This window comes from Mesorhizobium sp. M0615 (assembly GCF_040320805.1).
Lineage (GTDB): Bacteria > Pseudomonadota > Alphaproteobacteria > Rhizobiales > Rhizobiaceae > Mesorhizobium.
Window position 1 is genome coordinate 134,832 of record NZ_JAMYQI010000005.1, and the last position, 23,237, is coordinate 158,068.

The 23,237-nt window shown below is 63.9% G+C and carries 21 protein-coding genes; 7 read left to right on the forward strand and 14 right to left on the reverse strand.

Annotated elements, in window-relative coordinates:
• Positions 1-53: 53 nt before the first annotated feature.
• Both NKI46_RS10225 and NKI46_RS10230 read right to left on the reverse strand, forming a co-directional pair.
• Positions 54-476, reverse strand: a complete 423-nt coding sequence (locus tag NKI46_RS10225) for a phasin family protein (RefSeq protein ID WP_023672638.1) — start codon at positions 474-476, stop codon at positions 54-56.
• A 108-nt stretch (positions 477-584) separates the two neighbouring features.
• Positions 585-1,880, reverse strand: a complete 1,296-nt coding sequence (locus tag NKI46_RS10230) for a DUF445 domain-containing protein (RefSeq protein WP_023739062.1) — start codon at positions 1,878-1,880, stop codon at positions 585-587.
• A gap of 295 nt (positions 1,881-2,175) precedes the next feature.
• Here NKI46_RS10230 and rirA point away from each other — a divergent pair, with 295 nt between their 5' ends.
• Positions 2,176-2,637 carry an iron-responsive transcriptional regulator RirA gene (rirA, locus tag NKI46_RS10235; RefSeq protein WP_023672640.1) on the forward strand — a complete coding sequence of 154 codons (462 nt, stop codon included), beginning with the start codon at positions 2,176-2,178 and terminating at the stop codon, positions 2,635-2,637.
• 109 nt (positions 2,638-2,746) lie between these two features.
• Here the strand turns inward: rirA and NKI46_RS10240 are convergent, their stop codons facing one another.
• From NKI46_RS10240 to hemP, 5 genes are read right to left on the reverse strand one after another with little or no spacing between them, the layout of a single operon-like run.
• Positions 2,747-3,535, reverse strand: a complete 789-nt coding sequence (locus NKI46_RS10240) for a heme ABC transporter ATP-binding protein (RefSeq protein ID WP_023681728.1) — start codon at positions 3,533-3,535, stop codon at positions 2,747-2,749.
• Between the two features lie 6 nt (positions 3,536-3,541).
• Positions 3,542-4,636 (reverse strand): FecCD family ABC transporter permease, encoded by a 1,095-nt coding sequence (locus tag NKI46_RS10245; RefSeq protein WP_286461669.1) that lies wholly within the window; start codon positions 4,634-4,636, stop codon positions 3,542-3,544.
• 4 nt (positions 4,637-4,640) lie between these two features.
• Positions 4,641-5,522 carry a heme/hemin ABC transporter substrate-binding protein gene (locus NKI46_RS10250; protein WP_031253349.1) on the reverse strand — a complete coding sequence of 294 codons (882 nt, stop codon included), beginning with the start codon at positions 5,520-5,522 and terminating at the stop codon, positions 4,641-4,643.
• A 10-nt stretch (positions 5,523-5,532) separates the two neighbouring features.
• A complete protein-coding gene (locus NKI46_RS10255; protein ID WP_352459133.1) occupies positions 5,533-6,591 on the reverse strand; it encodes a hemin-degrading factor in 1,059 nt (352 codons plus the stop codon).
• 49 nt (positions 6,592-6,640) lie between these two features.
• Entirely contained in the window at positions 6,641-6,847 is a 207-nt protein-coding gene (gene hemP, locus NKI46_RS10260; protein WP_023673860.1) for a hemin uptake protein HemP, read from the reverse strand.
• Between the two features lie 273 nt (positions 6,848-7,120).
• On the opposite strand from hemP, the gene NKI46_RS10265 reads away from it, so the two are divergent.
• The 4 genes from NKI46_RS10265 (at position 7,121) to hmuQ (ending at position 11,147) form a co-directional block, all read left to right on the forward strand.
• Entirely contained in the window at positions 7,121-9,250 is a 2,130-nt protein-coding gene (locus tag NKI46_RS10265) for a TonB-dependent hemoglobin/transferrin/lactoferrin family receptor (RefSeq protein WP_352459134.1), read from the forward strand.
• 5 nt (positions 9,251-9,255) lie between these two features.
• The gene (locus tag NKI46_RS10270; protein WP_023739066.1) at positions 9,256-9,690 is read left to right on the forward strand and encodes a hypothetical protein; all 435 of its coding nucleotides are present in this window, start codon (positions 9,256-9,258) and stop codon (positions 9,688-9,690) included.
• 127 nt (positions 9,691-9,817) lie between these two features.
• A complete protein-coding gene (locus NKI46_RS10275; protein ID WP_023681733.1) occupies positions 9,818-10,777 on the forward strand; it encodes an energy transducer TonB family protein in 960 nt (319 codons plus the stop codon).
• A 55-nt stretch (positions 10,778-10,832) separates the two neighbouring features.
• Positions 10,833-11,147: a heme-degrading protein HmuQ gene (gene hmuQ / locus NKI46_RS10280; protein ID WP_023739067.1), complete on the forward strand. Its 315-nt coding sequence runs from the start codon at positions 10,833-10,835 to the stop codon at positions 11,145-11,147.
• Positions 11,148-11,192: 45 nt separating this feature from the next.
• Here hmuQ and NKI46_RS10285 read toward each other — a convergent pair whose 3' ends face one another.
• Positions 11,193-12,257, reverse strand: coding sequence for a glycosyltransferase (locus NKI46_RS10285; protein WP_023681735.1), 1,065 nt, complete (start codon positions 12,255-12,257; stop codon positions 11,193-11,195).
• An 87-nt stretch (positions 12,258-12,344) separates the two neighbouring features.
• Positions 12,345-15,953 (reverse strand): bifunctional proline dehydrogenase/L-glutamate gamma-semialdehyde dehydrogenase PutA, encoded by a 3,609-nt coding sequence (putA, locus tag NKI46_RS10290; RefSeq protein ID WP_352746029.1) that lies wholly within the window; start codon positions 15,951-15,953, stop codon positions 12,345-12,347.
• A 164-nt stretch (positions 15,954-16,117) separates the two neighbouring features.
• Between putA and NKI46_RS10295 the strand changes: the two genes are divergently transcribed.
• Complete coding sequence (locus NKI46_RS10295; protein WP_023739069.1) at positions 16,118-16,570, forward strand: Lrp/AsnC family transcriptional regulator; 453 nt, start codon at positions 16,118-16,120, stop codon at positions 16,568-16,570.
• A gap of 1 nt (position 16,571) precedes the next feature.
• On the opposite strand, the gene NKI46_RS10300 is transcribed toward NKI46_RS10295, so the two are convergent.
• Both NKI46_RS10300 and NKI46_RS10305 read right to left on the reverse strand, forming a co-directional pair.
• Positions 16,572-17,771 (reverse strand): cytochrome-c peroxidase, encoded by a 1,200-nt coding sequence (locus NKI46_RS10300; protein WP_023739070.1) that lies wholly within the window; start codon positions 17,769-17,771, stop codon positions 16,572-16,574.
• 4 nt (positions 17,772-17,775) lie between these two features.
• Entirely contained in the window at positions 17,776-18,219 is a 444-nt protein-coding gene (locus NKI46_RS10305; RefSeq protein WP_023739071.1) for a FixH family protein, read from the reverse strand.
• Positions 18,220-18,373: 154 nt separating this feature from the next.
• Between NKI46_RS10305 and NKI46_RS10310 the strand changes: the two genes are divergently transcribed.
• Positions 18,374-19,294, forward strand: coding sequence for a sugar kinase (locus NKI46_RS10310; protein WP_352746034.1), 921 nt, complete (start codon positions 18,374-18,376; stop codon positions 19,292-19,294).
• Between the two features lie 4 nt (positions 19,295-19,298).
• Here the strand turns inward: NKI46_RS10310 and NKI46_RS10315 are convergent, their stop codons facing one another.
• The 3 genes from NKI46_RS10315 to NKI46_RS10325 all read right to left on the reverse strand — a co-directional run bounded on the left by NKI46_RS10315 (position 19,299) and on the right by NKI46_RS10325 (position 23,182).
• On the reverse strand, positions 19,299-20,318 hold the full coding sequence (locus tag NKI46_RS10315) for an aldose epimerase family protein (RefSeq protein WP_023739073.1): 1,020 nt from the start codon (positions 20,316-20,318) through the stop codon (positions 19,299-19,301).
• Positions 20,319-20,523: 205 nt separating this feature from the next.
• Positions 20,524-21,981: an NAD-dependent succinate-semialdehyde dehydrogenase gene (locus NKI46_RS10320; RefSeq protein ID WP_023670445.1), complete on the reverse strand. Its 1,458-nt coding sequence runs from the start codon at positions 21,979-21,981 to the stop codon at positions 20,524-20,526.
• 250 nt (positions 21,982-22,231) lie between these two features.
• Positions 22,232-23,182 (reverse strand): AEC family transporter, encoded by a 951-nt coding sequence (locus NKI46_RS10325; protein ID WP_023681741.1) that lies wholly within the window; start codon positions 23,180-23,182, stop codon positions 22,232-22,234.
• Positions 23,183-23,237: the final 55 nt, after the last annotated feature.

The following is a 23,237-nucleotide window of genomic DNA, read 5'->3' on the forward strand; positions in this document are numbered from 1 at the left end:
CGTCCATGCTCATGCGCCGCAACCGGCCACTCCTCTCATGGTTGCGTTGAGAGTCACTTCTTGTCATAGCCCGAGCGGATTTCCTCCATCGCTTCCTTGATGCGGCTGCGCAGGATTTCGATCGATTCGGTGCCGGATTTCTTGACCAGCTCGGCCACTTCGCCGGCATTTTTCAGGGCGGCTTCGAAGGATTTCCTGGCGAACTCCGCCTGTTTTGTCATCAGTTCCTGGGGATTGCCCGGCGCCTTGTAGCTCTGCGCCATGTCGCTGACTTCACGCAGCGTGTCCTGCAGCATCTCGCGCTGTCTGGACAACAATGAGGTCGCGCCGGCAGCTCCCGCCCGCGCGGATCTTTCCAGCGCCTCGAGGTTCTTGCGGTGATGCGCGAGGATCGCCTCGACATTCGGCACCTTCAGGTCACGGCCGAACCGGCTGAACATGTCCAGGAACGAATCGGAGTCGGGTTGTTTGGCCATTGCTCGTGCTCCCCAGTTGTCGCAAATGCTGAACCCTGTTCTGGACAATAGCACTCGCGCGCCGTGTGTCCATTCGCACGCCCAAGCAATTCAGCGGCAAATGCAGCATCAGCCAGCGAGAAACAGCCTCTCCGCCGTGTAGAGCACGATACCCGCCAATCCGCCGATAATCATGCCGTTGAAGCGGATATATTGCAGGTCCTTGCCGATGTTCATCTCGATCAGCCTCGTCAGCTGGGCGAGGTCCCAGCGCTTGACCTGGTCGGCGATGAATGTCGACACACCGCTCTTCTGGCTCTCCACGAACGACGACAGCGCCACGACAAAGCCCCGGTTCATGTCGGCCCTGATCTGCGGATCGCCTGAGAGATGGCGGCCGACCTCGACGAACATGTTGGCGAGATGCGCGCGAACAATCGAATTCTCCGCCTTGGCGTCCTGTTCGATGAACACGCTGAGGCTCTGCCACATGTCGCCGGCGAGCGACTTCACTTCCGGCCGCGCCAGGAAATCGCGCTTCAGCTTCTCGGCCCGTTTGGCGTATTGCTTCGAGGTTCTGAGCCGCTCGATGAAGCTGTGCGCGAAACGGTCGAATTCGGCGCGCATCGGATGGTCGGGGTCGGCCCGCACCTCGTCAAGCAGCGAACCGGCGGAAGCGACGATCTTTTTCAGCAGATAGGCGTCGGCTCTGAACAGGTTGAACAGCGACGGCAATTCCTCGCGGATTTTCTCGCGCATGGTCGCCAGCGCCTCTTCATCGTTCAGGAACCGGCCGATCACCCTGGTGAATTCGTCGAAGAGTTTCTGGTGGCGGCGGTCGTCGGTCAGTGCCGACAGCAATTCGGCCGCGAGCGGCGCCAGCGGCACCTTGTCGATCTGCTCCAGCATGCGGCTGGTGACGAAGCCGCGCAGGCCGGATTGCTCGATCGCCGCAAGCGTCTGCGGGACCAGCCGTACGACGAAGCGTGACAGGCCGGCAGAGCGTTCGGCGTCAGTCAGCCAGTCGGCGACGAGTGCTGCAAAATCGACCTCGGCCAGCTTTTCCCGCACCGGCTCCGGCGCCAGAAAATTGACCTCGATGAAGCGGCCCAGATTATCGGCGATGCGGTTCTGGTTCGCTGGGATGATGGCGGTGTGCGGGATCGGCAGGCCCAGCGGCCGCTTGAACAGCGCCACCACCGCGTACCAGTCGGCCAGGCCGCCAATGGTCGCCGCCTCGGCGAAGGCCGCCACGAAGCCCAGCCACGGATACTTGGCCTCGAACGATTTGGCCACGGCAAAAACCACGACGCAAAGCACCAGCGCAGCCGTGGCGAGGAACTTTGTCCGCCGCAACGCGAAAAGCTTGGCGCCCGTCTCGGCATCAAAACCGCCAGGCGCCAGGGACGAAGCCGATTGGGACATGATACGCCGCTCCTCATCGATCTCTTGGCTATCTGGCATGGGCTATTTAGGGGGTGTTTGGGCCCGTAGCATGATCGGATGGGCCGATTTCGTCCGGGAATTGCCGGTTTCGCACGCAAAGTTGACAAGAATGTTCATCTATCATGCAATCCCAGTCTGGAATTGTTCCAAGGTATAGGCCATATTCCGATCGGGCCAGTGTGGGCGAATCCGAAACTCCGGGTGAGAAAGCCGCACCAGCACAATCTAAAATCTGGTGCAGTTCCAGCGCGCCAGCACTCGGGTGAGGAATTAAATGCGGCTGACGCGCCAGACCAACTACGCCATGCGCATCCTGATGTATTGCGCCGCCAACAACGATCGCCTGAGCCGCATCCCCGAGATTGCGGCCGCCTATTCGGTGTCGGAGCTTTTCCTGTTCAAGATCCTGCAGCCGCTGGTCGAGCATGGCCTGGTCGAGACGGTGCGCGGCAGGAATGGCGGCGTGAGGATCGGCCGCCCCGCCGAGCAGATCAGCCTGTTCGACGTCGTACGGGTGACCGAAGAGAGCTTCGCCATGGCCGAGTGCTTCGAAAACGACGCCGCCGAATGCCCGCTGGTCGACAGCTGCCAGCTGAATTCGGCGCTGCGCGAGGCGCTCAACGCCTTCTTTGCCGTACTCTCCCGCTACACCATCGCCGATATGGTAGCTGCGCGCCCGAATGTGCGTCATTTGCTCGGCATCGACATGCTGGTCCAGCGAGCTCCGGCCGCCTGAGTTTTCTAGTGCATGTCGCTCAAAAGTGGCCCCGGTTTTGAGACAACGACATGCATAAAAACAAAGACCTAAAGCGCGTCGCCTGAGTCCGTTCAAACGCGACGCGCTTTTAGGCGGCTGACTGCGGCAAGACGAACGGCATGCTCGCCGCCGGCAACACACCGACCCTTAGCCGACAATCGAACACCTTTTCGATCAGATCGTCGCTCAGCACCTCCTGCGGTGAACCGTCGGCGGCGAGCCGGCCGCGATGCATCACGAAAATCCGGTCGGCATACATGGCCGTCAGATTGAGGTCGTGCAGGATGGCGATCACACCGCCGCCGCGCCGGGCGAAATCGCGGGCGATGTTCATGATGATCAGCTGGTGCTTGATATCGAGGCTGGAGACCGGCTCGTCGAGATAGAGATAGCGCGGCTTGCCGTCGAGCACCGGCGCCCAGACCTGGCACAGCACGCGCGCCAGTTGCACACGCTGTTGTTCGCCGCCCGAAAGCTCCTGATAGAAGCGGCCGGCAAAGCCGTCGAGGTCGACCCGCACCAGCGCCCGCTCGGGCAGACGATCATCTTCGCCCGGCAGAACGCCGGAACGGCCGCCGATAAGGCCGAGCCTGACCACTTCGTGCACGGTGAAGGGAAAGGACAGCGTCGCGGCCTGCGGCAGCACGGCACGCACAGTCGCGGCCTCCACCGGCTTCATCGCGGAGAGGTCGCGCCCGTTGACGGCCACTGTCCCCGCAAACGCCAGATCGCCCGACAACGCCTTCAAAAACGTCGTCTTGCCCGAGCCGTTGGGTCCGACGATTGCCGCAATTTCGCCCGGCCGCGCGACGAAATCGACATTGGCAACAATGCGCTTGCCGCCGATCGCCACCGAGACATCGCGTGCTTCGATCATGCCGCCTCACAAGTCGATTACGCCGCGCTTGCGCAGCAGGATCCAGAGGAAGAACGGCGCGCCGGCGATCGCCGTGACGATGCCGATTGGCAATTCGGCCGGCGCCACGATGACGCGGGCAACTGCGTCGGCAAGAAGCAGCATCGAGGCGCCGAGCAGCGCCGATGCGAGCAAAAGATAGCGATTGTCCGGACCGATCAGCAGCCGCAGCAGATGCGGCACGACGATGCCGACAAAACCGATGCCTCCGCTGACTGCGACAGAGGCGCCGACCGCTGCCGAGACGCCGACGATCGCGGTGTATTTCAGCCGCTGTACCGGGATGCCGAGATGTCCGGCCGTCGCCTCGCCGAGCGCCAGGGCGTTGAGGCCTTTGGCCAGGAACGGCATTGCCGCAAGCGCCAGGATGATGATCGGACCGACGGAAGCGATCTTCGGCCAGGTCGCGCCGCCCAGCGAGCCCAGTTGCCAGAAGGTCAGGTCGCGCAACTGCCGGTCGTCGGCCATGAAAATCAGGATACCGGTCAGCGCCATGGCAAGGGCTGCGAGCGCAATGCCGGCAAGCAGCATGGTAGCGACCGATGTGCGCCCCTGCCGCGTGGCGACGCGGTAGAGCACCAGCGTGACCGCAAGGCCGCCGCAGAAAGCGGCGAGCGGCAAGGCCAGCCCGCCGAGCGCCAGAGTGAGCGGCGCCAGCCACGTCGTGCCGAGCACGATGACGGCGACCGCGCCGAGGCTCGACCCGGCGGAAACGCCGATCAGGCCGGGATCGGCGAGCGGGTTGCGAAACAGGCCTTGCATGACCGCACCCGATACGGCCAGTGCCGCCCCGATGAGCACACCGAGCAGTACGCGCGGCATGCGGATATCGTAGACGATCAACCGGTCGCGGGCACCAAGCGCGGCGTCGTCCGGCGTGGCGCCGGTCAGCCAGTCACGAATGACACCAACGGCCGATGCATCGGAAGCGCCCGACCTCAGCGACAGGAACATCGAAAGGGCAAGCGCCACACACAGGAGCACAATAACCAGGCGAGCGCGCCCGGAACGATCGCCCTCGGCCACCTTGCCCGCCGCGCCGGCGATCGACTGATCCACCATCGGCTCAGTCCGTGACCTGGCTGCCATAGAGCGAGGCGGCCAGATCGTGGATGGCATCGGCCGTGCGCGGCCCGAAGCCGAGGAGATAGCTGCCATCCATCAGGGTCAGCTTGCGGCCTTCGCCCGCCGGCGTCGAGGTGATCGACGGGATGGCGAACAGCTCGGCCTCCGCAATCGGCGGGCCGGCATTCTTCATGGCCAGGATCACGTCCGGCCTGGCAGTGACGATCGCCTCGTCGGACATCTGCTTGTAGCCGGAAAAACCTTCGACCGCATTGACGGCACCGGCGAGCTTGATGATGCCGTCACCGGCGGTGTCGGTGCCGGCGGCCAGGATCTTGCCGCCCTGGATCGACAGCACGAACAGGATGCGCTTGCGCTGCTTGATCGACGCCGTCTGCTTCTCGGCCGCCTTCAGCTTGGCGTCGGTCTCAGCCACCAGCGTCTCGGCCTTGGCGTCGACGCCAAGCGCCTTGCCGACGATGCGGATCTTTTCCAGGATGCCGTCATGGCTGTAATGCTCGGGCACGTCGATGAACGGAACGCTCGACTTTTTCAGCACATCGACCGCTTCCTTCGGCCCACTGCCATGCAGCGCCAGAATGCCCGAAGGATTGACCGACAACACGCCTTCCGGCGACAGCTGGCGCATATAGCCGACGTCGGGCAGCGCGACCGCGGCGGCGGGGTAGCGGCTGGTCGAATCGCGGGAGACGAGATGACCTTCCTCGCCAAGCGCGTAGACGATCTCGGTGATCGAACCGCCGATCGCCACGATCCGCGACGTGTCGGCCAACACGGCCACGTTCTCGCTGGCCGGCACTGGGGCGGCAATAAACAGCGACAGGCCCATGGCCGCGGCAAGCGTCCTGAACAGTGAAATCATCGTCGTTTCCTCAGGCTGCGGTCGGGCTTGGAATGCGCGGCAGGTTCTCGGCAAGGAACCGCCAGTCGTCGCGCTCGCCCTCGCCTTCATGGCGCTTGCCGAAGAACTGGATGATCATCTTGCCGTCGGCGCCATAGGCTTCGAGCGAGGTGACATGACCGTCCTTGGTCGGTTTGCGCACCGCCCACACCTCCTGGATGTGGTCGGTGCGCAGATGCAGGTGGAACGTCTCGTCCATGACGTTGATCCACGGCCCCATCGGCTTGATCGACTTGACGGGACCGGAATGGATCTGGATGCAGCCTCGGTTTCCGACAAAACACATGATCGGCATGCCGTCGGCGGCGGCATGGTGGAACATGGCGACGATGGCGTCATTGTCGAGCAGCCAGGCATAGTCCTGGCCGACCATGCGCACGGCCTGGCGGCGGGTGAGCTTCAGCGTTTTCAACATGCCAAAGAACTGGTGGACGTCGGTCAGCCGGCTCCAGCGGTCGCGCAGATCATCGATGTCTGCGGCAATGCCCGACGTCTCCGCGTCGTCGTCGGCCAGGCCTTCGATAGACACGGTTGCCTCCTGGTTCGGCGATTCGAGTGCGGCCACGAGCTTCTGGTAGGCATAGAGATTGGACGCCGGCCGCAGATGCACCTTGTGCACCGCATCGCCGGCCGCGTCGAAGAATTGCAGGCTGCGGCGGATGTCGCCACCGTCGCGCTTTTCCACGGCAAAGCCATGCGCCCAGACCTTTGGAAAGATACGCAGGTCGATGTTTTCGCCCAGCACCATGGCATTGTGCGTGCCTGTGACAACCTTGTTGTAGACGCCGATCTTCTCGTGCACCGCGCTTTCGTTGCGGGTCAGCGCCATCACTTCGCCGACGGCGTCGAGGCCGGTCAGAAGATCGTTGACCCTGGGCTCGACGCGCACGACACCGTCGCCGCAATGCGCGGCCACCAGCTCGGCTTCGGAAATACCGAGCTCGGCGGCAAGATCGCGCTCGCGCGCTTTCGGATTGTCTGCCCGCGCTCGCCGGATTTCATGCGGTGCGGGTTTTACGCGCTGGTCCATGTCCTGCTTACCTGTCCTGCCTGGCGTTTTGGCCTGCCTGGCTGTTTCGTCACTTGTTGAGGATGAGCTTGCCCTGGCGGGTGATCTTCAGCCGATAGAGCGCCCCATGGTGCTCGATGCCGATCTCGTGCTCGCCCTGGAACAGCGTGTTGGAGGACAGCGTCCGCACCGCCAGCGGCACCCGGTCGAAGCGGGTCGGCGTCTCCTCGGAACGGCGGACGCGGTAACGAAAGTCGTTGGGATTGTGGGTGTTCATCTCTTTCGATCCCTTTCCTGTGCCGGGCAACTGGCTAGGCGTTGCAAAAATGCCGATTCATTTCTTGACTCGAATAATCATGTTTATTAGTCAGTGCAATACCGGACCAAATGAGTCAACATTTAAGACGCCGGACAGAATGAAAAATGCCAGCGAGCACCAAGCCAGCCAGCATCGAACCTGGAATTTTGGAGTTGGGGCATGGGCTTGGGAAATTGTGGACGACTGGGTCTGGCGAACGCCGATCCGGTGCATCGGCCTATGGCAAAGGCAATGGCAGCCTTGCTTGCGGGGGCAGCGACGATCGCGCTGCTGACATCGCCGGCCAGCGCTCAGCCGGCCCCTGACCAGGCCGACCAGACCAGGAAAACCGAGGACACCAAGCCGGCGCCCGCCGGCGCGACCCTGCTGGACAAGATCCTCGTCATCAGCCGCACCGGCGAGACGGCAATCGAATCGCTGGCCTCGGCCAGCCATGTTGACCAGGAACAGCTCGACCGCCGCATGGCGCCGACGCCGAACGAAATGCTGCTCGGTGTGCCTGGTGTCGCCGTGCAGGCCGATGCGCGACGCGTCAGCTCCAGCATCAACATCCGCGGCCTGCAGGATTTCGGTCGCGTCGCGGTCATCGTCGACGGTGCCAGGCAGAATTTCCAGCGCTCAGACCACGGCACGCAGTCGACCTTCTATGTCGATCCCGAGCTCATCAAATCCGTTGACGTCATTCGCGGACCGACCGCCAACACCTACGGCTCCGGCGCCATTGGCGGCGTCGTCTTCTTCGACACCAAGGATGCGGTGGATTTCCTCAGACCGGGCGAAACCTGGGCCGGCTCCGTCACCGGGCGCTATGAAAGCAACGGCAAGGGCTGGACCGCCAGCGCCAGCGGCGCCTACAAATTCAACGACGATTTGGATGTGCTGGGCAACATCGTCTACCGCGACTACGGCGACTACAAGAATGGCAGCGGCGACACCGTCGCCGGTACCGGTTTCGACGTGCTGAGCGGCCTGCTCAAGACCACAATCCGCCCGAGCGAGAACAGCGAATTGAAGCTCGGCTGGGTCGGCTCGAGCGACGGCTGGACGGAAACCAGCGGCGGCGTGCCGGCCAACGACGTCGACCTGAAGTCGAACACCTTCACCGCCCGCTACAACATCACTGACGACGCCAGGAGCTGGCTCGATCTCCACATCAACGCCTCCTACAACAAGACCAATCTCGACCTCACCACGCTGGTCCCGCAGAACCGCTTCGATCCGTCGACCGGCCTTCCCGTGCTGCTGCCCGTCGGTTCGACCTCGACCTTCGACGTTGGCACGGCCGGCGTCGACATCTGGAACACGTCGCGCTTCGAAACAGCCGGTGTTGCGCACGAATTGACCTATGGCGGCGACTGGGTGGGTGACGATGTCGAGACCGGCGGCACCGCCGGCGGCGACAGCTTCTACACCCCATCGGGCAAGCGTAGTGTTTCGGGCGCCTACATCCAGGACAAGCTCACCTGGGACTGGCTCGAGGTCATTGCCGGGCTGCGTTACGACAATTACAGCCTCGAAGACAGCACCCACGAAACGTCAGGTGATCGTCTGTCGCCGCGCATCACCGTTGGTGTCACGCCCTTCGAAAGCGCCAGCCTGGCGGGCCTGCAGTTCTATGGCACCTACGCGGAAGGCTACCGCTCGCCGTCGCTGACCGAAACGCTGATCAGCGGCAACCATCCGGCGGGCGTCACCTTCCCGTTCCTGCCCAATCCGAACCTGCGGCCAGAAACCGGCAAGACGACCGAGTTCGGCGTCAACTACAAGCTGAAGGACCTTATCGAGGCCGGCGACGCGTTCCGGCTCAAGGCCGGCTACTTCCACAACGATGTCGACGACTACATCGAAGGCGTCACGCTGTCGGCATTCGACCCGACCAGCGGCTGCCCGTTCGGCCCCGGGATTCCGATCTGCTTCCAGTACCAGAACGTCGCCCAGGCCAAGATCAACGGCTTCGAACTGGAAAGCGTCTACGATGCCGCCTGGGGTTATGCCGGGCTGTCGGCCTCGATCATCAACGGCCACACCATCTCCGATGAAGGCGAGCGGGCCGACCTTGCCACCATCCCGTCGTCGCAGGTCACCGGGCAGCTCGGCTTCCGTTTCCTTCAGGACAAGCTGACCGTCGGCGGCGAGGTGCAGTACAACGGCAAGCCGAAGGGCAACCCCGTGGCCAAGGATTATACTCTGGTCAACGCCTTCGCCAGTTACCAGGCCACCGACAATCTGAAGGTGGACTTCCGCGCCGACAATTTGTTCGACGTCAAATACACCAACCCGCTGAACGGCGGCACCACCGCCGTCATCTATGAACCCGGCATCACGCTGAAGCTGGCCGCAACCATGCGCTTTGGAGGCTGACACCCATGACAAGTTTGACGGCATCGCTTCGGCTCCTGACCTCGACGTTGGCGATGTCGCTTGGCTTGGCGCCGGCGTGGGCTCAGTCCGCGCCGGCTCCGCAACTCAGCCTCGAGCTCAATGCCGTGCAGCCCTCGGACAAGGGTTGCCGGCTGACCTTCGTCGTCAACAATGCGCTCGGCGCCGATCTGTCCAAGGCGGCTTTCGAAATCGCGCTGTTCAACGAGGCCGGCGTGGTCGGCCGCCTGAGCGTGCTCGACTTCAAGGACCTGCCGGCCGGCAAGACCAAGGTGATCCGCTTCGACCTCGCCGGCACCGACTGCACCAAACTCAGCCGCGTGCTGATCAACAGCGCCACCGAATGCGCCGGCGTCGAACCGGGCGCCTGCATGCGCGGCCTGAAGACGCAGACCAAGACCGGTATCGCATTCGGCGTTTGAGGTGGGTCTGCATCCCGCCTTCCTGCACGACAATGCGACACGACCCGTCGCAGCTCCGCCGTCATGGCCGGCAACCGATCTTGATTTGACAATCCCACCCCGCTCGCGGCAGGTCTCGCCGCGAACCATGCAGGACATCACCCCCCTCCCCGACGCCGGCAACGAACCGGCGATTACGATGGACGAGCTCGCACAGCCGGCAGCCGCGGACCGCAAATGGACTGTGGCGATCGTCGCGTCCTGCCTGCTCCATGCCGCTGCCGCAGCGGCGTTCTTCATCGGACCCGCAGGGACATTCGATTCCAGTAACGCGATACAATCCGAAGGCACCGACCAATCGGGCGCCGAGGTGGTCGGCAGCGCCTTGGACAGCCAGGCTCCCGACGCGGTCGATGTTACCCTGGTAACCGATCCGCAGCCGGCCAAGCCCGAGGCCGTTCGACCCGTGCCGCCGACCGAGGCGCCTCAACCGGTAAAGGAGCCGGCGGCGCCCAAGCCTGCGCCGGAAGCCGCCGAACAGGCGACCGCCGCGCCAGATACACTGACGGCCGCCATCCCGAATGATCAAACTGTCGCCCCAAGCGCTGAGACGTCGACTCCGCCAGGGGTTCAAACGCAAAGTTCAGAGGCACCGCCCGCCGACGAGCCCGCCGTTGATTTGCCTGCTGCCAAACCACCAGTCCCGAGCCCGCGGCCGACCCCTCCAGCCGGATCTGGAGATACCCGCGGTGCGGCAGATGGCGAAGAACGCGACGCACCGGCGGTTGCCAGCAAGGGTAAAAACCAGGACGCGGCTGGCAATGCGATGGAATCTCGTTACGGCGGTGAAATTCAAAAGAAGCTTGCCCGCGCTAACCGGCGCGTTTCGAAGGAAATTCAAGCTAAGGCTCGCAACAATGCCAGGGTCTATTTCGTCGTCATGGCTGACGGCAGCGTCAGCGACTTGCAGCTTGTCGAAAGTTCAGGGTCTGCCGAACTAGACCAATTCGCTTTGAAACTGGTGCGCCAGCAAGCCCCGTTCCCGCCCATTCCACCCGAGATCGGATTATCAAGTTGGGTGTTCAGGGCGCGGATCGGTCCGTTTTAACCAGCTCGCAGACCTTCGCCAAATGTCATCGTCCACCAATTCAAGAGGAAGCCCAATGTACATCGCCATGAACCGCTTCAAGGTCCAGAACGGCTCCGAGACCGCCTTCGAGGATGTCTGGAAGAACCGCGATTCCAGCCTTTCGGAAATGAAAGGCTTCAGAGAGTTCCACTTGCTGCGCGGCCCGGTCAACGAGGCCGAGGGTTACACGCTGTTTGCCTCGCACACGGTGTGGGCAAGCCATGAGGATTTCGTCGCCTGGACCAAATCCGAGAATTTTCGCGCCGCCCACCGCAACACCGGCACCTCGAAGGTGCATTATCTCGGCAATCCGCAGTTCGAAGGCTTTTCGGTCGTCGAAGGGGCCTGATTGAGATTTCACCCGTCGACGAGATCTGACGACGGGCAGATGCCCTCATGTTCCGGTTGAATTCCGGCCGCCCAGTCGCCGAAGCCGCTGGGCAATGTGCAGGCGCAGCCGCCGCCAGGGCTGTCCGCGTGTCAGGTAGCGCGCCAACCGCGGATCACCGGCCAGCTCCGGGAACTGGCGCACATGCTGCGTCAGGAATGCAGGTATGAAATTGCGCCCGTTGAGATCGCTGAGCCAGGCAGAATTCGCCAGCAAATAGTCTGCGGCATCCGCCGCCAACACGCTCCTGTAGCTCCTGTATGCAGGCGTTTGCCGCACATTGCCGCCGGCAAAGGCAGTTCCGGTGGACAGGTTGGAGCCATGCAGGCGATAGAGGCCGAGACCTTCTGACAGGATGAGGCTGCCGCCGGCCTGGTGCGCGAGTGTCGCCGTCAGATAATCGGTCCCGACCTTGGCCTTGAACGGGAAGGACAATACCGGTTCCAGCGCGCCACGCCGGTACATGATCGCCGAGCATGGCGACCACAGCCAGCCCGTCACCGCAGGTGCGAAATAGGTTACCGGATGCTCCGATGCATAGGCGATCCCAGGCGCCATGCCGGCAAGCCGGCCACCGGGCGCGATGGCGACGCCACTCCGATCCGGTCCGGACCGCGGTTTGCGCAAGGCAAGGAAGGTGCCGCCCAGCAAGGTGCCGCCGCCATCGACAAGGAACACATCGGAACTCGACAGTGCGGCCGAATGCGTCGTGTTGAGGTGGGCGGACAGATGCGCCAGGAGAAAATCCGGCAGCCACACGTCATCGGAATCCAGAAACGCGACGAAAGGCGCGTCGGTTGCGGCAAAGCCGTCGCGGAATCCGGCGATCTGCCCGCCATTCTCCGTGCGCGCCATCAGGCGCAGGCGCGGGTCGTCTATATCCCTTAGGAGCTGGCGGACTTGGTCGGCCGAGCCGTCCGTCGAGGCATCGTCGACGATGACGCATTCCCAATTCCGGTAGGTCTGCGCAAGCACCGAGCGGATCGCCTGTTCGACGTACGGCCGATAGTTGAAGCAGGTGATGACCACCGCCACCCGCGGCAGCTCAAACGGCCGGGACGTGTCTTCCATCTGTTCCGCTGCCCCGCTCGAGTTGCTCTCTGTCCCTTGCGCATACCCTTGCAACCCGACGCAGGCAAGCGAGCCGCGAAAAGCCCCCTAGGCCGCCGCGAGCAGGCTGGCATTGCCGCCGGCAGCCGTGGTGTCGACGCAGACAGCGCGTTCATGCGCATAGGCCGCCGGGTTGAGCACCTCGCTGACCAGCGGCACGATCGGCCCGCTGCGGTCGGCAATGACCTTGCGCACGATCCGCGCCGCCTCGGGCCTGCCCGAGAAGGCGACGACATCGACGCGCAGCGAACGCGCTTCGACTGGGTCTGACCGACCGTCTATGGCCGCCAGCGGCAACCCCTTGCCGGTCAGCGCCGACAGTGCTGCCGGCGCGCCCGGCGCCACGGCCAGCACCGCATTGCCGGCGGCCAGCGCCTGGATCGTCTGGGCAAGCAGCGTGTCGGCGTCCGGACCGAGGCACAGCACCCGGCCACGCGGCGACAGCGACAGCGTGTTGGCCTCGCCGGTCGGTCCGGGCAGGTCGACCTGGCCGAAATCGATGGCGGCTGCAGCGCCGATCGCTGCAGCGCCCTTGCCGCGCAAATGCTTTCTCAAAATGGCGATGCGGTCCGGCCTCGTCGACCAGCCGCCAAGCGTCGGATCGGGCAGATTGTCGGCGAGTTCGGTCGCAGTCACCTTGTGGCCCTCGGCAATCTCCGTGCCCGCCTCCGGCCCCTTGCGGAACCGCCGGAGATAATGCGGCCCGCCGGCCTTCGGCCCGGTGCCCGAAAGCCCCTCGCCCCCAAAGGGCTGCGAACCGACGACCGCGCCGATCTGGTTGCGGTTGACATAGATGTTGCCGGCGTGGATGCCGTCGACGAAATGCTGGACGCGGCCTTCTATGCGGGTGTGCAGGCCGAAGGTCAGGCCATAGCCCTTGCGGTTGATGGCGGCGATGACGGCGTCGATCCCGTCGGCGTCGAAGCTGGCGACATGCAGCACCGGGCCGAACACTTCGCGCTCCATCTCCTCGATGCCTTTGACCCGGAACACATGCGGCGCAACGAAGCGGCCGTCCTTCGGTGCTTCGAGCTTGGCAATCAACCGGCCCTGAAGCCCCATCTTGGTGCAATACTCGCGGATCGATTCCTGCGCCTCGTCATCGATGACCGGCCCGACATCGGTCGAAATCTGCCAGGGATCGCCGATGGTGAGCGCTTCCATGGCGCCCTTCAGCATATCCAGCATCTTCTTCTCGACATCCTTCTGCACGTAGAGCACGCGCAGCGCCGAACAGCGCTGACCCGCACTCTGGAAGGCGGACGCCAGGATGTCGCGCACCGCCTGTTCGGGCAGTGCTGTGGAATCGACGATCATGGCATTGAGACCGCCGGTCTCCGCGATCAGCATGGCGTCGGGCGCGGCCGTCTCGGCCAGTTGCTTCTCGATCAGCTTTGCAACCTCGGTCGAGCCGGTGAAGCAGACGCCGGCAATGCGCGGATGCGCGGTCAGCGGTCCGCCGACCGACGGGCCGTCGCCCGGCAGAAGCTGGATCACATCTTCCGGCACGCCGGCCTCGCGCAGCAGCTCGACGGCGCGGAAGGCGATCAGCGGCGTCTGTTCGGCCGGCTTGGCGATGACCGAATTGCCGGTGACGAGCGCTGCCGCGATCTGGCCGGTGAAGATGGCGAGCGGGAAATTCCACGGCGAAATGCACACGATCGCGCCGCGCGCCTCGGTGCCCGCTTCGTTGTTGGCCGCTTCGGCAGCGTAGTAGCGCAGGAAGTCGACGGCTTCGCGCACTTCGGCCACGCCGTCGGCCAGCGACTTGCCGGCTTCCCTGGTGGCGAGCGCGAAAAACTCGACCGCATTGGCCTCATAGAGGTCGGCTGCGCGGTTGAGGATGGCGGCGCGCTCCGCAACGGGACGCTTCGCCCAGGCCGGCTGCGCTTCCACAGCAAAGCGCACCGCGGTCGCGACCTGCTTGACGGTGGCTTCGGCGACCGTGCCGACGATCTCGGCAGGCTTTGCCGGATCGACCACCGGGCGCTGCTTGCCGTAGCCGGCGGCGCGCGTGATCGGCTTGGCATGCCAGCGCTCGGGCCCGGCAAAGGCCGCCTTGGCCTTGTCGATCGCCGCCAGCGTCACCGGATCGGTGATGTCGAACCCCTTCGAGTTGCGCCGACCAGCGCCGAAGATCGTCGCAGGACGAGCGATTGCCGGATTGGCGGCGGGGCCCTGGCTCTCGACCGTCTCGAGCGGATCGCGCGCAATATCCTCCGGCTCGACGTCCTCGTCGGTGAGCTGATGGACGAAGGAGGAGTTGGCGCCATTCTCCAGCAGGCGGCGAACCAGATAGGCCAAGAGGTCGGAGTGCGCGCCGACCGGCGCATAGATGCGGCAGCGCGTGCCTTCGGCCCGGCGCACCGTCTCATGCAGCGCTTCGCCCATGCCGTGCAGGCGCTGGAATTCGAAAGCGTCACGGTTGTCAGCCATCGACAGGATGGCGGCGACGGTATGGGCATTGTGCGTGGCGAATTGCGGATAGATGCGGTCGGTCATCGACAGCAACTTTTTGGCGCAGGCCATGTAGGAAACATCGGTGTTGGCCTTGCGGGTGAAGACGGGGTAGCCGGAAAGCCCGAGCGTCTGTGCCCGCTTGATCTCGGTGTCCCAATAGGCGCCCTTGACCAGCCGCACCATGATGTTGCGGTCGTACTTTTCCGCCAGCGCATAGAGCCAGTCGATGGTGAAGGCCGCGCGCGGGCCGTAGGCCTGGACGACGACGCCAAAGCCATTCCAGCCGGCAAGCTCCGGCTCGGACAACACACGCTCGATGACGTCGAGCGACAGGTCGAGCCGGTCGGCCTCCTCGGCGTCGATGTTGAGGCCCATGCGCGAATGGCGTGCGGCCAGCGCCAGCGACAGCAGCCGCTCGGCCATCACCGGCAGCATCTTTTCCTTCTGTGCCTCTTCGTAGCGCGGATGCAGCGCCGACAGTTTGACCGAGATGCCGTGGTTCTGGCGGATATCGGGACCGTTGGAGCCTGAATCGAGCGAGGAGATCGCATCGGCATAGGCCTTGAGGTAGCGCAGCGCGTCGGCCTTGGTGCGGGCCGCCTCGCCCAGCATGTCGAAGGAATAGAGATAACCTTTCTGGATCATCGACTTGCCGCGCTTGACGGCTTCCGCAATGGTGCGGCCGAGCACGAACTGCTCGCCCATTTCGCGCATGGCGGCGGCGACCGCCTTGCGGATCACCGGTTCGCCCAGTCGGCGAACCATCGAGCGCAGCGTGCCTTCAATGCCGCCCTCGCCTTCGTCGAGCACACGGCCGGTCAGCATCAGCGCCCAGGTCGAGGCGTTGACGAAGATCGAGCTCGAACCGCCCGAATGCGCCGACCAGTCATGCGGTGCGATCTTGTCGGCGATCAGGTCGTCCATAGTCTCGGTGTCAGGCACGCGCAGCAGTGCCTCGGCCAGGCACATCAGCGCCACTCCTTCCTTGGTGGAGAGGCCGTAGGCCGAGAGAAAAACCTCCATCAGCCGCGGGTCGGACGAGCCGCGCACCGCGCGCACCAGATCCGCGGCACGGGCCGAGACGGCTTTGCGGTCATCGGCCGAAAGTTCTGTCGCGGCAGCCAAGCGCTTCACAGCCGCGTCTTCGTCGGGCAGGTAGTTGGCGCGGATCTGCTGGCGGATGGTGTCGAGCGGCATGGCGGTCCTGCGGAGCAAGCATCTGGGAGCGGGCCGGCGGTCGCCGGACCGAATGGCGCAAGCTAGCACAGAGCCGCATTTTCGGCCGGTCCAAAGAAATCGACATGGCAGGCCGATCGGTCTATCATTGCGGTTAAATTATTATCAGGTGGACTGTGATACCGGTGACAGAAGACCAATTGGACCGCATCGACAAAAACATCCTGTCGGCGCTGGCGCGCGACGGGCGGCTGTCCATGTCGGAACTGGCCGGCAAGGTCGGCCTGTCGAAGACGCCGGTGCAGGCGCGGGTGAAGCGCCTGGAGAAGGACGGCTATATCAGGGGCTATCAGGCGATCATCGATCGCGAGCGCATGGGCGAAGGCCATGTCGCCTTCGTCCAGGTCAAACTGTCGGACACGCGCTCGGCCGCGCTCGATGCTTTCAACCGTGCGGTGCAGGCCGTGCCGGAGATCGAGCAGTGCCACATGATGGCGTCGAGCTTCGATTATCTCCTGAAAGTCCGTACCACCGACATCGCCGCCTATCGCCGCGTGCTCGGCGAGCGCATCTCGGCACTGCCGCATGTTGCGCAGACCTCGACCTTCGTGGCCATGGAGACGGTGAAGGATCGCTAGCTCACTCCGACAGCGTCTTCAAAAACGCCACCAGCGCCGCGCGTTCGCGGTCCGACAGTTGCAACGGGTGCACTTCGGAGGTGCCTTCAACGGCCGCCTCCGCCTTCGCGTAGTGCGCCACCACCTCCTCCAGCGTGGAGAACTGTCCGGCATGCATATAGGGCGGCCGTGTCGCCGCGCCCCGCAGCGACGGCGTCTTGTAAGCACGCATCAGTTCGGGTGCTGCCTTGACGATGAAGCGCAGTTCTCCGCAGGCGCCGGCGTCGCCATCGCGGAAGGCGCCGAAGCAGTTGAATGGGTCGGCCTGAACCTGGGCCACCGCATCGAAACGGCCGCGATCCAATGGCAAATCCCTGACCGGCCGCACGCCGGTGTTGTGGAAAGCGTTGTCGGTGAAGCGCGGGCCGTTATGGCAGGTGACGCAATTGGCCTTGCCGATGAACAGTTTCAGCCCGAGCATCTCCTCCGGCGAAAAGGCATCGTCGGCTTTCGGCTTGGCGCCTGACGCAAGATCGATGGCAAAGCGGTCAAAGCGCGTCTGTGCCGGTTCGATCGACCGTTCGAAGGCGGCGATCGCCTTGCCGATGTTGGAAAAGACGCGGTTGACGTCGTCCATTTGGGCCGCGGTCATTGCCTTCCATGCCGCCTGCTCGGCCTCATTGCCGAGCGGGCTGGCGTTGGCCGGCACGGCGGAAAGATCCGGCAGTGGCCCGAAGATGCGCTCATAGCGCTCGCCGAACCGCTTCTGGATGTAATGCGCGAAGGCCGCGCGGTTCCCCGCCTGCTCGAGCGGATTTTCCAGCGGCGTCAGCGCCTGCGCCCACAGGCTGTCGCGCCGTCCATCCCAGAAGAACCACGGATTGCGGGCGATGCCGGCCAGCGGCATCGAGCGCCTGTTGGTGCGGCCGACACCGACGGATTGCGGCAGGTCATCCTGGAACTGCCGGTCGATCTTGTGGCAGGTCGAGCAGGATACGTTTCCGTCGCGGCTCATGCCCTGGTCGAAGAACAGAGTGGAGCCCAAGGCGGCGGCGGCCGGCACGTCGGCGAACCGGTTGGTGGTGTCGGGTTTGAGCGCCGGCAAGGTGTTCAGCGCCAGCGAAGCGATGGTCTTCTTCTCGGCATCGGAAAAATCCGGTTTGCCGCAGCCGGCAACGAGCACGACCGCCGCCAATGCCAGAAGGCGCAACAGGCCGTTCATCCGCTCACAGCACCACGTTGAAGACGACCGTGTCGGAACCGGCCGCCGCCGAAATGGCGAAGCGCAACTGCCACACGCCGCTCATGGTGAATTTCAGCCCCTCGATGCGGTAACGCCCCTCGCCAAGATAATCGGTCGCCTGCGGACTGGTCGGCAAGCCGTGATTGTGCTGCGGCATGCCGCCGGACACCGAGATCGCCGCACCTTCCACGGAATCGCCCTTGACCGTCTTCAGGGTCAGCAACCAGGATTGCAGTTCGCCTTGCCGGATAACGCCGCGTTCCGGCTGAATGCTGGCGACAAACAAGCCGTTCGCCGTCTTCTTCGAGCGCGAAACATCGGGGCCCGGCGCCGACTGCGGCGCGGTCAGATAGACGATCGCCAATATGCCAGCCAGCAAGGCGGCCAGACCAACGCCCGCAAGAAGATAACGCCATATCGATGCCAAACCGGTTCCTCTTCTGGACATAACGTCTCGGGAAGCAATTCGCGTCCCGCCGCTTCTGTGGGAAAACGCTTCTGGCGCAAAAAACCGCCGCCGCCAAGCATGGCGCTGCCGGCCGCAAAAAGCTACAGCAGCGAACTGGTCCGGAGACAGATACATGGCAGCAGACGGCGTCGCTTCGATCGGTGAATGCATGCTCGAGCTGTCCGGCCAGGCCGGGCCGAACTGGCGCATGGGCTTTGCCGGCGACACGTTCAACACGTTGTGGGCGCTGCATGCGCTGAGCGGCGAGCGGCCGGCGACCTATGTCTCGGCCTTCGGCGACGATCCCTTCTCGCAGGGCCAGATTTCGTTCTTCGCCGAAAACGGCATCGACATCGGCGCCAGCCCGGTCATCCCAGGCGCGCGGCCCGGCCTCTACGCCATCACCTTGACCGGCGCCGAACGCGCCTTCACCTATTGGCGCAGCGACGCGGCGGCCAGGCGGCTTGCCTCGGACCCGGCCGCCTTGGCAAAAAGCCTTGAAAACCAGGCTCTTGTGTATTTTTCCGGAATCACCTTGGCAATTCTGGATGCCGCCGCGCGCAAGACGTTGCTGGCAGAAGTGGCCAAGGCGCGGGCTGCCGGTTCGCTCGTCGCCTTCGACCCCAACTACCGGCCGCGCCTGTGGCAGAGCCGCGAGGAGGCGCAAGCCGCGATCCTCGACGCGCTTGCCGTCACCGACATCGCGCTGCCGACCTTTCCCGACGAGCAGATGCTGTTTGGCGACTCGGCACCGCAACCGACCGCCGAACGGTTCGGAAAACTCGTCGGCGAAGTCGTCGTCAAGAATGGCGAGAAGCCCGCGCTGATCGCTGCTGGCGGAGCCCTGCAGCCGGTTCCGGCCCAGCATGTCGCCACCCCGGTCGACACCACCGGCGCCGGCGATTCCTTCAATGGCGGCTATCTCGCCGCCCGGCTTGCCGGCCATGCCCCGGCGGATGCCGTGCAGCGCGCGCATCGCGTCGCCGCCGCTGTCGTGCAGGTGCGAGGCGCGCTGGCGCCGTTCGAGGTTCTAAGAACCGCTTTCGAGGGCTAAGACCTTAGGGAAGCCTGAAACGATATTCCGTCACCTGATGATAGATCTGGCCCGGCCACAGCGTGGCCTGTGGGAAATAGGGCCGGTTCGGCGCGTCGGGCCACGTCTGCGCTTCCAGGCAAAAGCCGGAAAACGCCTTGTAGCGCCGTCCGTCCAGGCCGCCCGAGGTCGGCGCGACATACTGGCCGGTGTAAAGCTGCAGGCCCGGCTCGGTGGTCCAGACCTCCATCTCGACGCCGGAATTGGCGCCTTGCGCCCACGCCACCTGGTGAAGCGGGCCCCGGGCTGACGCCAGGCAGAAATTGACGTCGTAAGGAAGCTGCCCGCCTTCCGTTTCCATGCGCAGCGGCCGCGCCTGGCGGAAGTCGAAGGGCGTGCCGTCGACAGGTTTGACGACGCCGGTCGGGATCATCTCGCCATCGACAGGCGTATAGGCGCCGGCATTCAGCATCAGCCGGTGGTCGAGAATGTCACCGGTGCCGCCATCGTCGAGATTGAAATAGGAATGCTGCGCCAGGTTGCACAGCGTCGGCTCCTCGCAGGTGGCGGTCAATTCTATCGAGAGCGTGCCGGGGATCTTCAGCCGGTAGGTGCAGGTGACGTCGAGCGCGCCGGGAAAGCCCATCGTGCCCTCGGGATCGTGCAGGGTCAGCGTGACAAAATCCCGGCCGTGCAGCGAAACCGTCCACGGCCGGTGGAAGAAGCCCTCCGAGCCGCCATGCAGCGTGTGCTTGCCGAGGAAATTGCGCTCGGTCTGGTAGCGCTGGCCGGCAATGGTGAAGCGGCCGTCGCGGATGCGGTTGGCGTAACGGCCGACGACCGCGCCGAAGAAGGCCCGGTCGGTCTCGTAAGGTTCGAAGCGGTCGTAGCCCAGCACCAGCGGCGCGTCGTGACCGGCGAGCCGCAGATCCTGGATGATTGCGCCGAGCCCGATGATGTTGGCGCTGACGCCGCCGCCCCGGATGGTGAAACGGCGAACGGGTTCGCCTGCCTGCGTCGTGCCGAAGACTTCGCCGTCCTTCATCTTCTATGTCCAAATGCTAATTCGTCGATCTATCGACTTAGAGCAATTCCAGGAAAAGTGTGAAACGGTTTTCCGTCCGGAATTGCAAAAAACAAAGAACTGGAGCGGTTCGGCGTTTCCGTGAAACGCTGAACCGCTCCAGTCCGGCTGAATGTCGTCTGGCAAGGGCCGGCCCGCGGCTTGCCCTGCCCTGCCCGTCAATGATTTAGAGGCCGAGGCCGCCAATGCAGACATATTTGGTGTCGAGATAATCCTCGATGCCCTGATGTCCGCCTTCCTTGCCGAGGCCCGATTCCTTGACGCCGCCGAACGGCGCTTCCGGCGTGGTGATCAGGCCTTCATTGACGCCGACCATGCCGTATTTCAGGCCTTCCATGACCCGGAAGGCGCGGCCGAGGTCGCCGGTGTAGAAATAGGCGGCAAGGCCGAACTCGGTGTCGTTGGCAAGCGCAATGGCTTCCTCCTCGGTCTCGAACTTGAACACCGGGGCGATCGGGCCAAAAATCTCTTCCTTCATGAAGCGCATGTCAGGCTTCGCATCGGCGATGACGGTCGGCTGGAAGAATGAGCCGCCAAGCGCGTGGCGCTTGCCGCCGGCAACGACCTTGCCACCCTTCGACGTGGCGTCGGCGATGAATTCCTCGACCTTCTCGACCGCCTTCACGTCGATCAGCGGTCCCTGCTGCACGCCCTCTTCCAGGCCCGAGCCAACTTTCAGCGCATTGCTGGCAGCGGCCAGCTTCTCGACAAACTTGTCGTAGATGCCGGCCTGCACCAGGAAGCGGTTGGTGCACACGCAGGTCTGGCCGGAATTGCGGTATTTGGCGGTGATGGCGCCGGCGACGGCGCGATCAAGGTCGGCATCGTCGAAGACCAGGAACGGCGCATTGCCGCCGAGTTCCATCGAGACCTTCTTGACGGTGACGGACGACTTCTGGATCAGCAGCTTGCCGATCTCGGTCGAGCCGGTGAAGGTGATCTTCGACACCAGCGGATTGGCGCAGATCTCGTCGCCGATTTCGCCGGCAGCACCCGTCAGGATGTTGATGACGCCCTTGGGGAAGCCGACTTCCTCGGCGAGCGCGCCCCATGCGAGGCCGGAATACGGCGTCTGCGAAGCCGGCTTGACCACGGCGGTGCAGCCGGCGGCAAGCGCGGGGCCGAGCTTGCGGGCAAGCATGGAGGAGGGGAAATTCCACGGCGTGATGGCGGCAATGACGCCGACCGGCTCCTTGGTCACCAGGATGCGGCGATCGCCCCATGGTGATGGCACGACATCGCCATAGGTGCGGCGGCCTTCCTCGGCAAACCACATGATGTAGGCGGCAGCCGAACCGATCTCACCCTTGGATTCGGCGAGCGACTTGCCCTGCTCGATGGTGAGCAGTTCGGCCAGCACATCCTGATTGTCCATCATCGCGTCATGCAGCTTGCGCAACAGCTTCGAGCGCTCCAGCGCGGTCGTCTTGCGCCAGGTCTTGAAGGCTTCGCTTGCGGCTTCGATGGCGCGGCGGGTTTCCGCCTTGCCCGACTTCGGCACGGTGCCGATCTTGAGACCGGTGGCCGGGTTGTTGACGTCGACCGTTTGGCCGCTGTCGGCCTGCACCCATTCGCCATTGATGAGATTGGCCTGGCGCATGAAATGGCTGGTTTTCTGCAGCATGGTCTAGCCTCCGTTCGGCGCATTGACGGGCCGGTTTCCTGGATCTCTTGAACGAGCGTGCACAATGGCGGCGGAGCCGACACGCTGAAGCCACTGCTCTTTACCTAGGGCAAGCCCGGCAAGCAATTGCAAGATGGCATATAGGCTTTGGGCCAGCCCAACGCCAGAGAAATTCACATGTAAATTAGTTTGGGCCGCAGCCTTGCCAAAGACCAGCCTTGCCAAAGACCAGCCTTACAGAAGACCAAGCCTACCCAAAGACATGCACCACCACCGTCAGCCAAAAGGCGGTTGTAACAACCGCGCTTGCCGTGGCGATGGTCATCTGGTTCGACGCCAGCGCCTGGCCGGTGTTGAACTGCACGGCGATGAGATAGGAATTGATGCCGGACGGCAGCGCCGCCACCACGACCGCCACTTTGGCCGTCAAGGGCGGCAGGCCAAACAGCCAGACCAGGCCGAGCACCAGCGCCGGCATCAGGAACAGTTTCAGCGTCGACAGCGCCAGCGCCGGTCGGATGTTACCGGAAATGCCGAAACGGCGCAGGCTGAGCCCCATGGCGAACAGCGCCACCGGCCCGGCGGTGTTAGCCAGCGCATCGGCCAGTCGCATGGCAAGGTTCGGCAGCGGCGCGCCGGTGAGGCGCCATGCCAGCCCGGCCAGGATGCCGATGATCAACGGATTGGTGAACAGTCTTCTCAGAAAGCTCTGGATGATGCGCAGCGGGTGTACGGGCTCGCTGCCGCCGCGGCCAAATATCTCGAACATGATGATCGAAGCCATCATCATGGTCGGCAGATGCACGGAAACGAGCAGCGACAGCACTTCGAATCCGCTGGACCCGAATACGCCGAGAACGAAGGGAATGCCCAGCAACACCACATTCGAGAAGGATGACGACACTCCACCGACGATGCCGGTGCGCGCGTCCCGCCCAAAGATCCGTGTCGTCACCAGATGGCCGGCGGCCCATGTCATTGCAACCGCCGCGAAATAAGCACCCCACAGCGACCAGGGCGCCACGCCGTGGAAATCCGAATTCACCATCGTCCGAAACAGCAGCAGCGGCATCGCGACGTTGATGGCGAATTCGGAGATGCCGTCCCCGCTGGCCGGTTTCAGATAGCCGGTGAGCCCGGTGACATAGCCGAGCGCGACGAGGCTGAAGACGAAAAGAACGGTTTCGGTGAGCGGAGACATTTTTCAGGGATAGGCGAGCCCGGATTCCAGCGCAATCGCCATGATCTTCAGAAAC

Excerpts from the sequence above, each read along its gene's own strand:
- NKI46_RS10225 (WP_023672638.1), bottom strand. The coding sequence starts at position 476 with ATGGCCAAACAACCCGACTCCGATTCGTTCCTGGACATGTTCAGCCGG.
- NKI46_RS10230 (WP_023739062.1), bottom strand. The coding sequence starts at position 1,880 with ATGTCCCAATCGGCTTCGTCCCTGGCGCCTGGCGGTTTTGATGCCGAG.
- rirA (WP_023672640.1), top strand. The coding sequence starts at position 2,176 with ATGCGGCTGACGCGCCAGACCAACTACGCCATGCGCATCCTGATGTAT.
- NKI46_RS10240 (WP_023681728.1), bottom strand. The coding sequence starts at position 3,535 with ATGATCGAAGCACGCGATGTCTCGGTGGCGATCGGCGGCAAGCGCATT.
- NKI46_RS10245 (WP_286461669.1), bottom strand. The coding sequence starts at position 4,636 with ATGGTGGATCAGTCGATCGCCGGCGCGGCGGGCAAGGTGGCCGAGGGC.
- NKI46_RS10250 (WP_031253349.1), bottom strand. The coding sequence starts at position 5,522 with ATGATTTCACTGTTCAGGACGCTTGCCGCGGCCATGGGCCTGTCGCTG.
- NKI46_RS10255 (WP_352459133.1), bottom strand. The coding sequence starts at position 6,591 with ATGGACCAGCGCGTAAAACCCGCACCGCATGAAATCCGGCGAGCGCGG.
- hemP (WP_023673860.1), bottom strand. The coding sequence starts at position 6,847 with ATGAACACCCACAATCCCAACGACTTTCGTTACCGCGTCCGCCGTTCC.
- NKI46_RS10265 (WP_352459134.1), top strand. The coding sequence starts at position 7,121 with ATGGCAGCCTTGCTTGCGGGGGCAGCGACGATCGCGCTGCTGACATCG.
- NKI46_RS10270 (WP_023739066.1), top strand. The coding sequence starts at position 9,256 with ATGACAAGTTTGACGGCATCGCTTCGGCTCCTGACCTCGACGTTGGCG.
- NKI46_RS10275 (WP_023681733.1), top strand. The coding sequence starts at position 9,818 with ATGCAGGACATCACCCCCCTCCCCGACGCCGGCAACGAACCGGCGATT.
- hmuQ (WP_023739067.1), top strand. The coding sequence starts at position 10,833 with ATGTACATCGCCATGAACCGCTTCAAGGTCCAGAACGGCTCCGAGACC.
- NKI46_RS10285 (WP_023681735.1), bottom strand. The coding sequence starts at position 12,257 with ATGGAAGACACGTCCCGGCCGTTTGAGCTGCCGCGGGTGGCGGTGGTC.
- putA (WP_352746029.1), bottom strand. The coding sequence starts at position 15,953 with ATGCCGCTCGACACCATCCGCCAGCAGATCCGCGCCAACTACCTGCCC.
- NKI46_RS10300 (WP_023739070.1), bottom strand. The coding sequence starts at position 17,771 with ATGAACGGCCTGTTGCGCCTTCTGGCATTGGCGGCGGTCGTGCTCGTT.
- NKI46_RS10310 (WP_352746034.1), top strand. The coding sequence starts at position 18,374 with ATGGCAGCAGACGGCGTCGCTTCGATCGGTGAATGCATGCTCGAGCTG.
- NKI46_RS10315 (WP_023739073.1), bottom strand. The coding sequence starts at position 20,318 with ATGAAGGACGGCGAAGTCTTCGGCACGACGCAGGCAGGCGAACCCGTT.
- NKI46_RS10320 (WP_023670445.1), bottom strand. The coding sequence starts at position 21,981 with ATGCTGCAGAAAACCAGCCATTTCATGCGCCAGGCCAATCTCATCAAT.
- NKI46_RS10325 (WP_023681741.1), bottom strand. The coding sequence starts at position 23,182 with ATGTCTCCGCTCACCGAAACCGTTCTTTTCGTCTTCAGCCTCGTCGCG.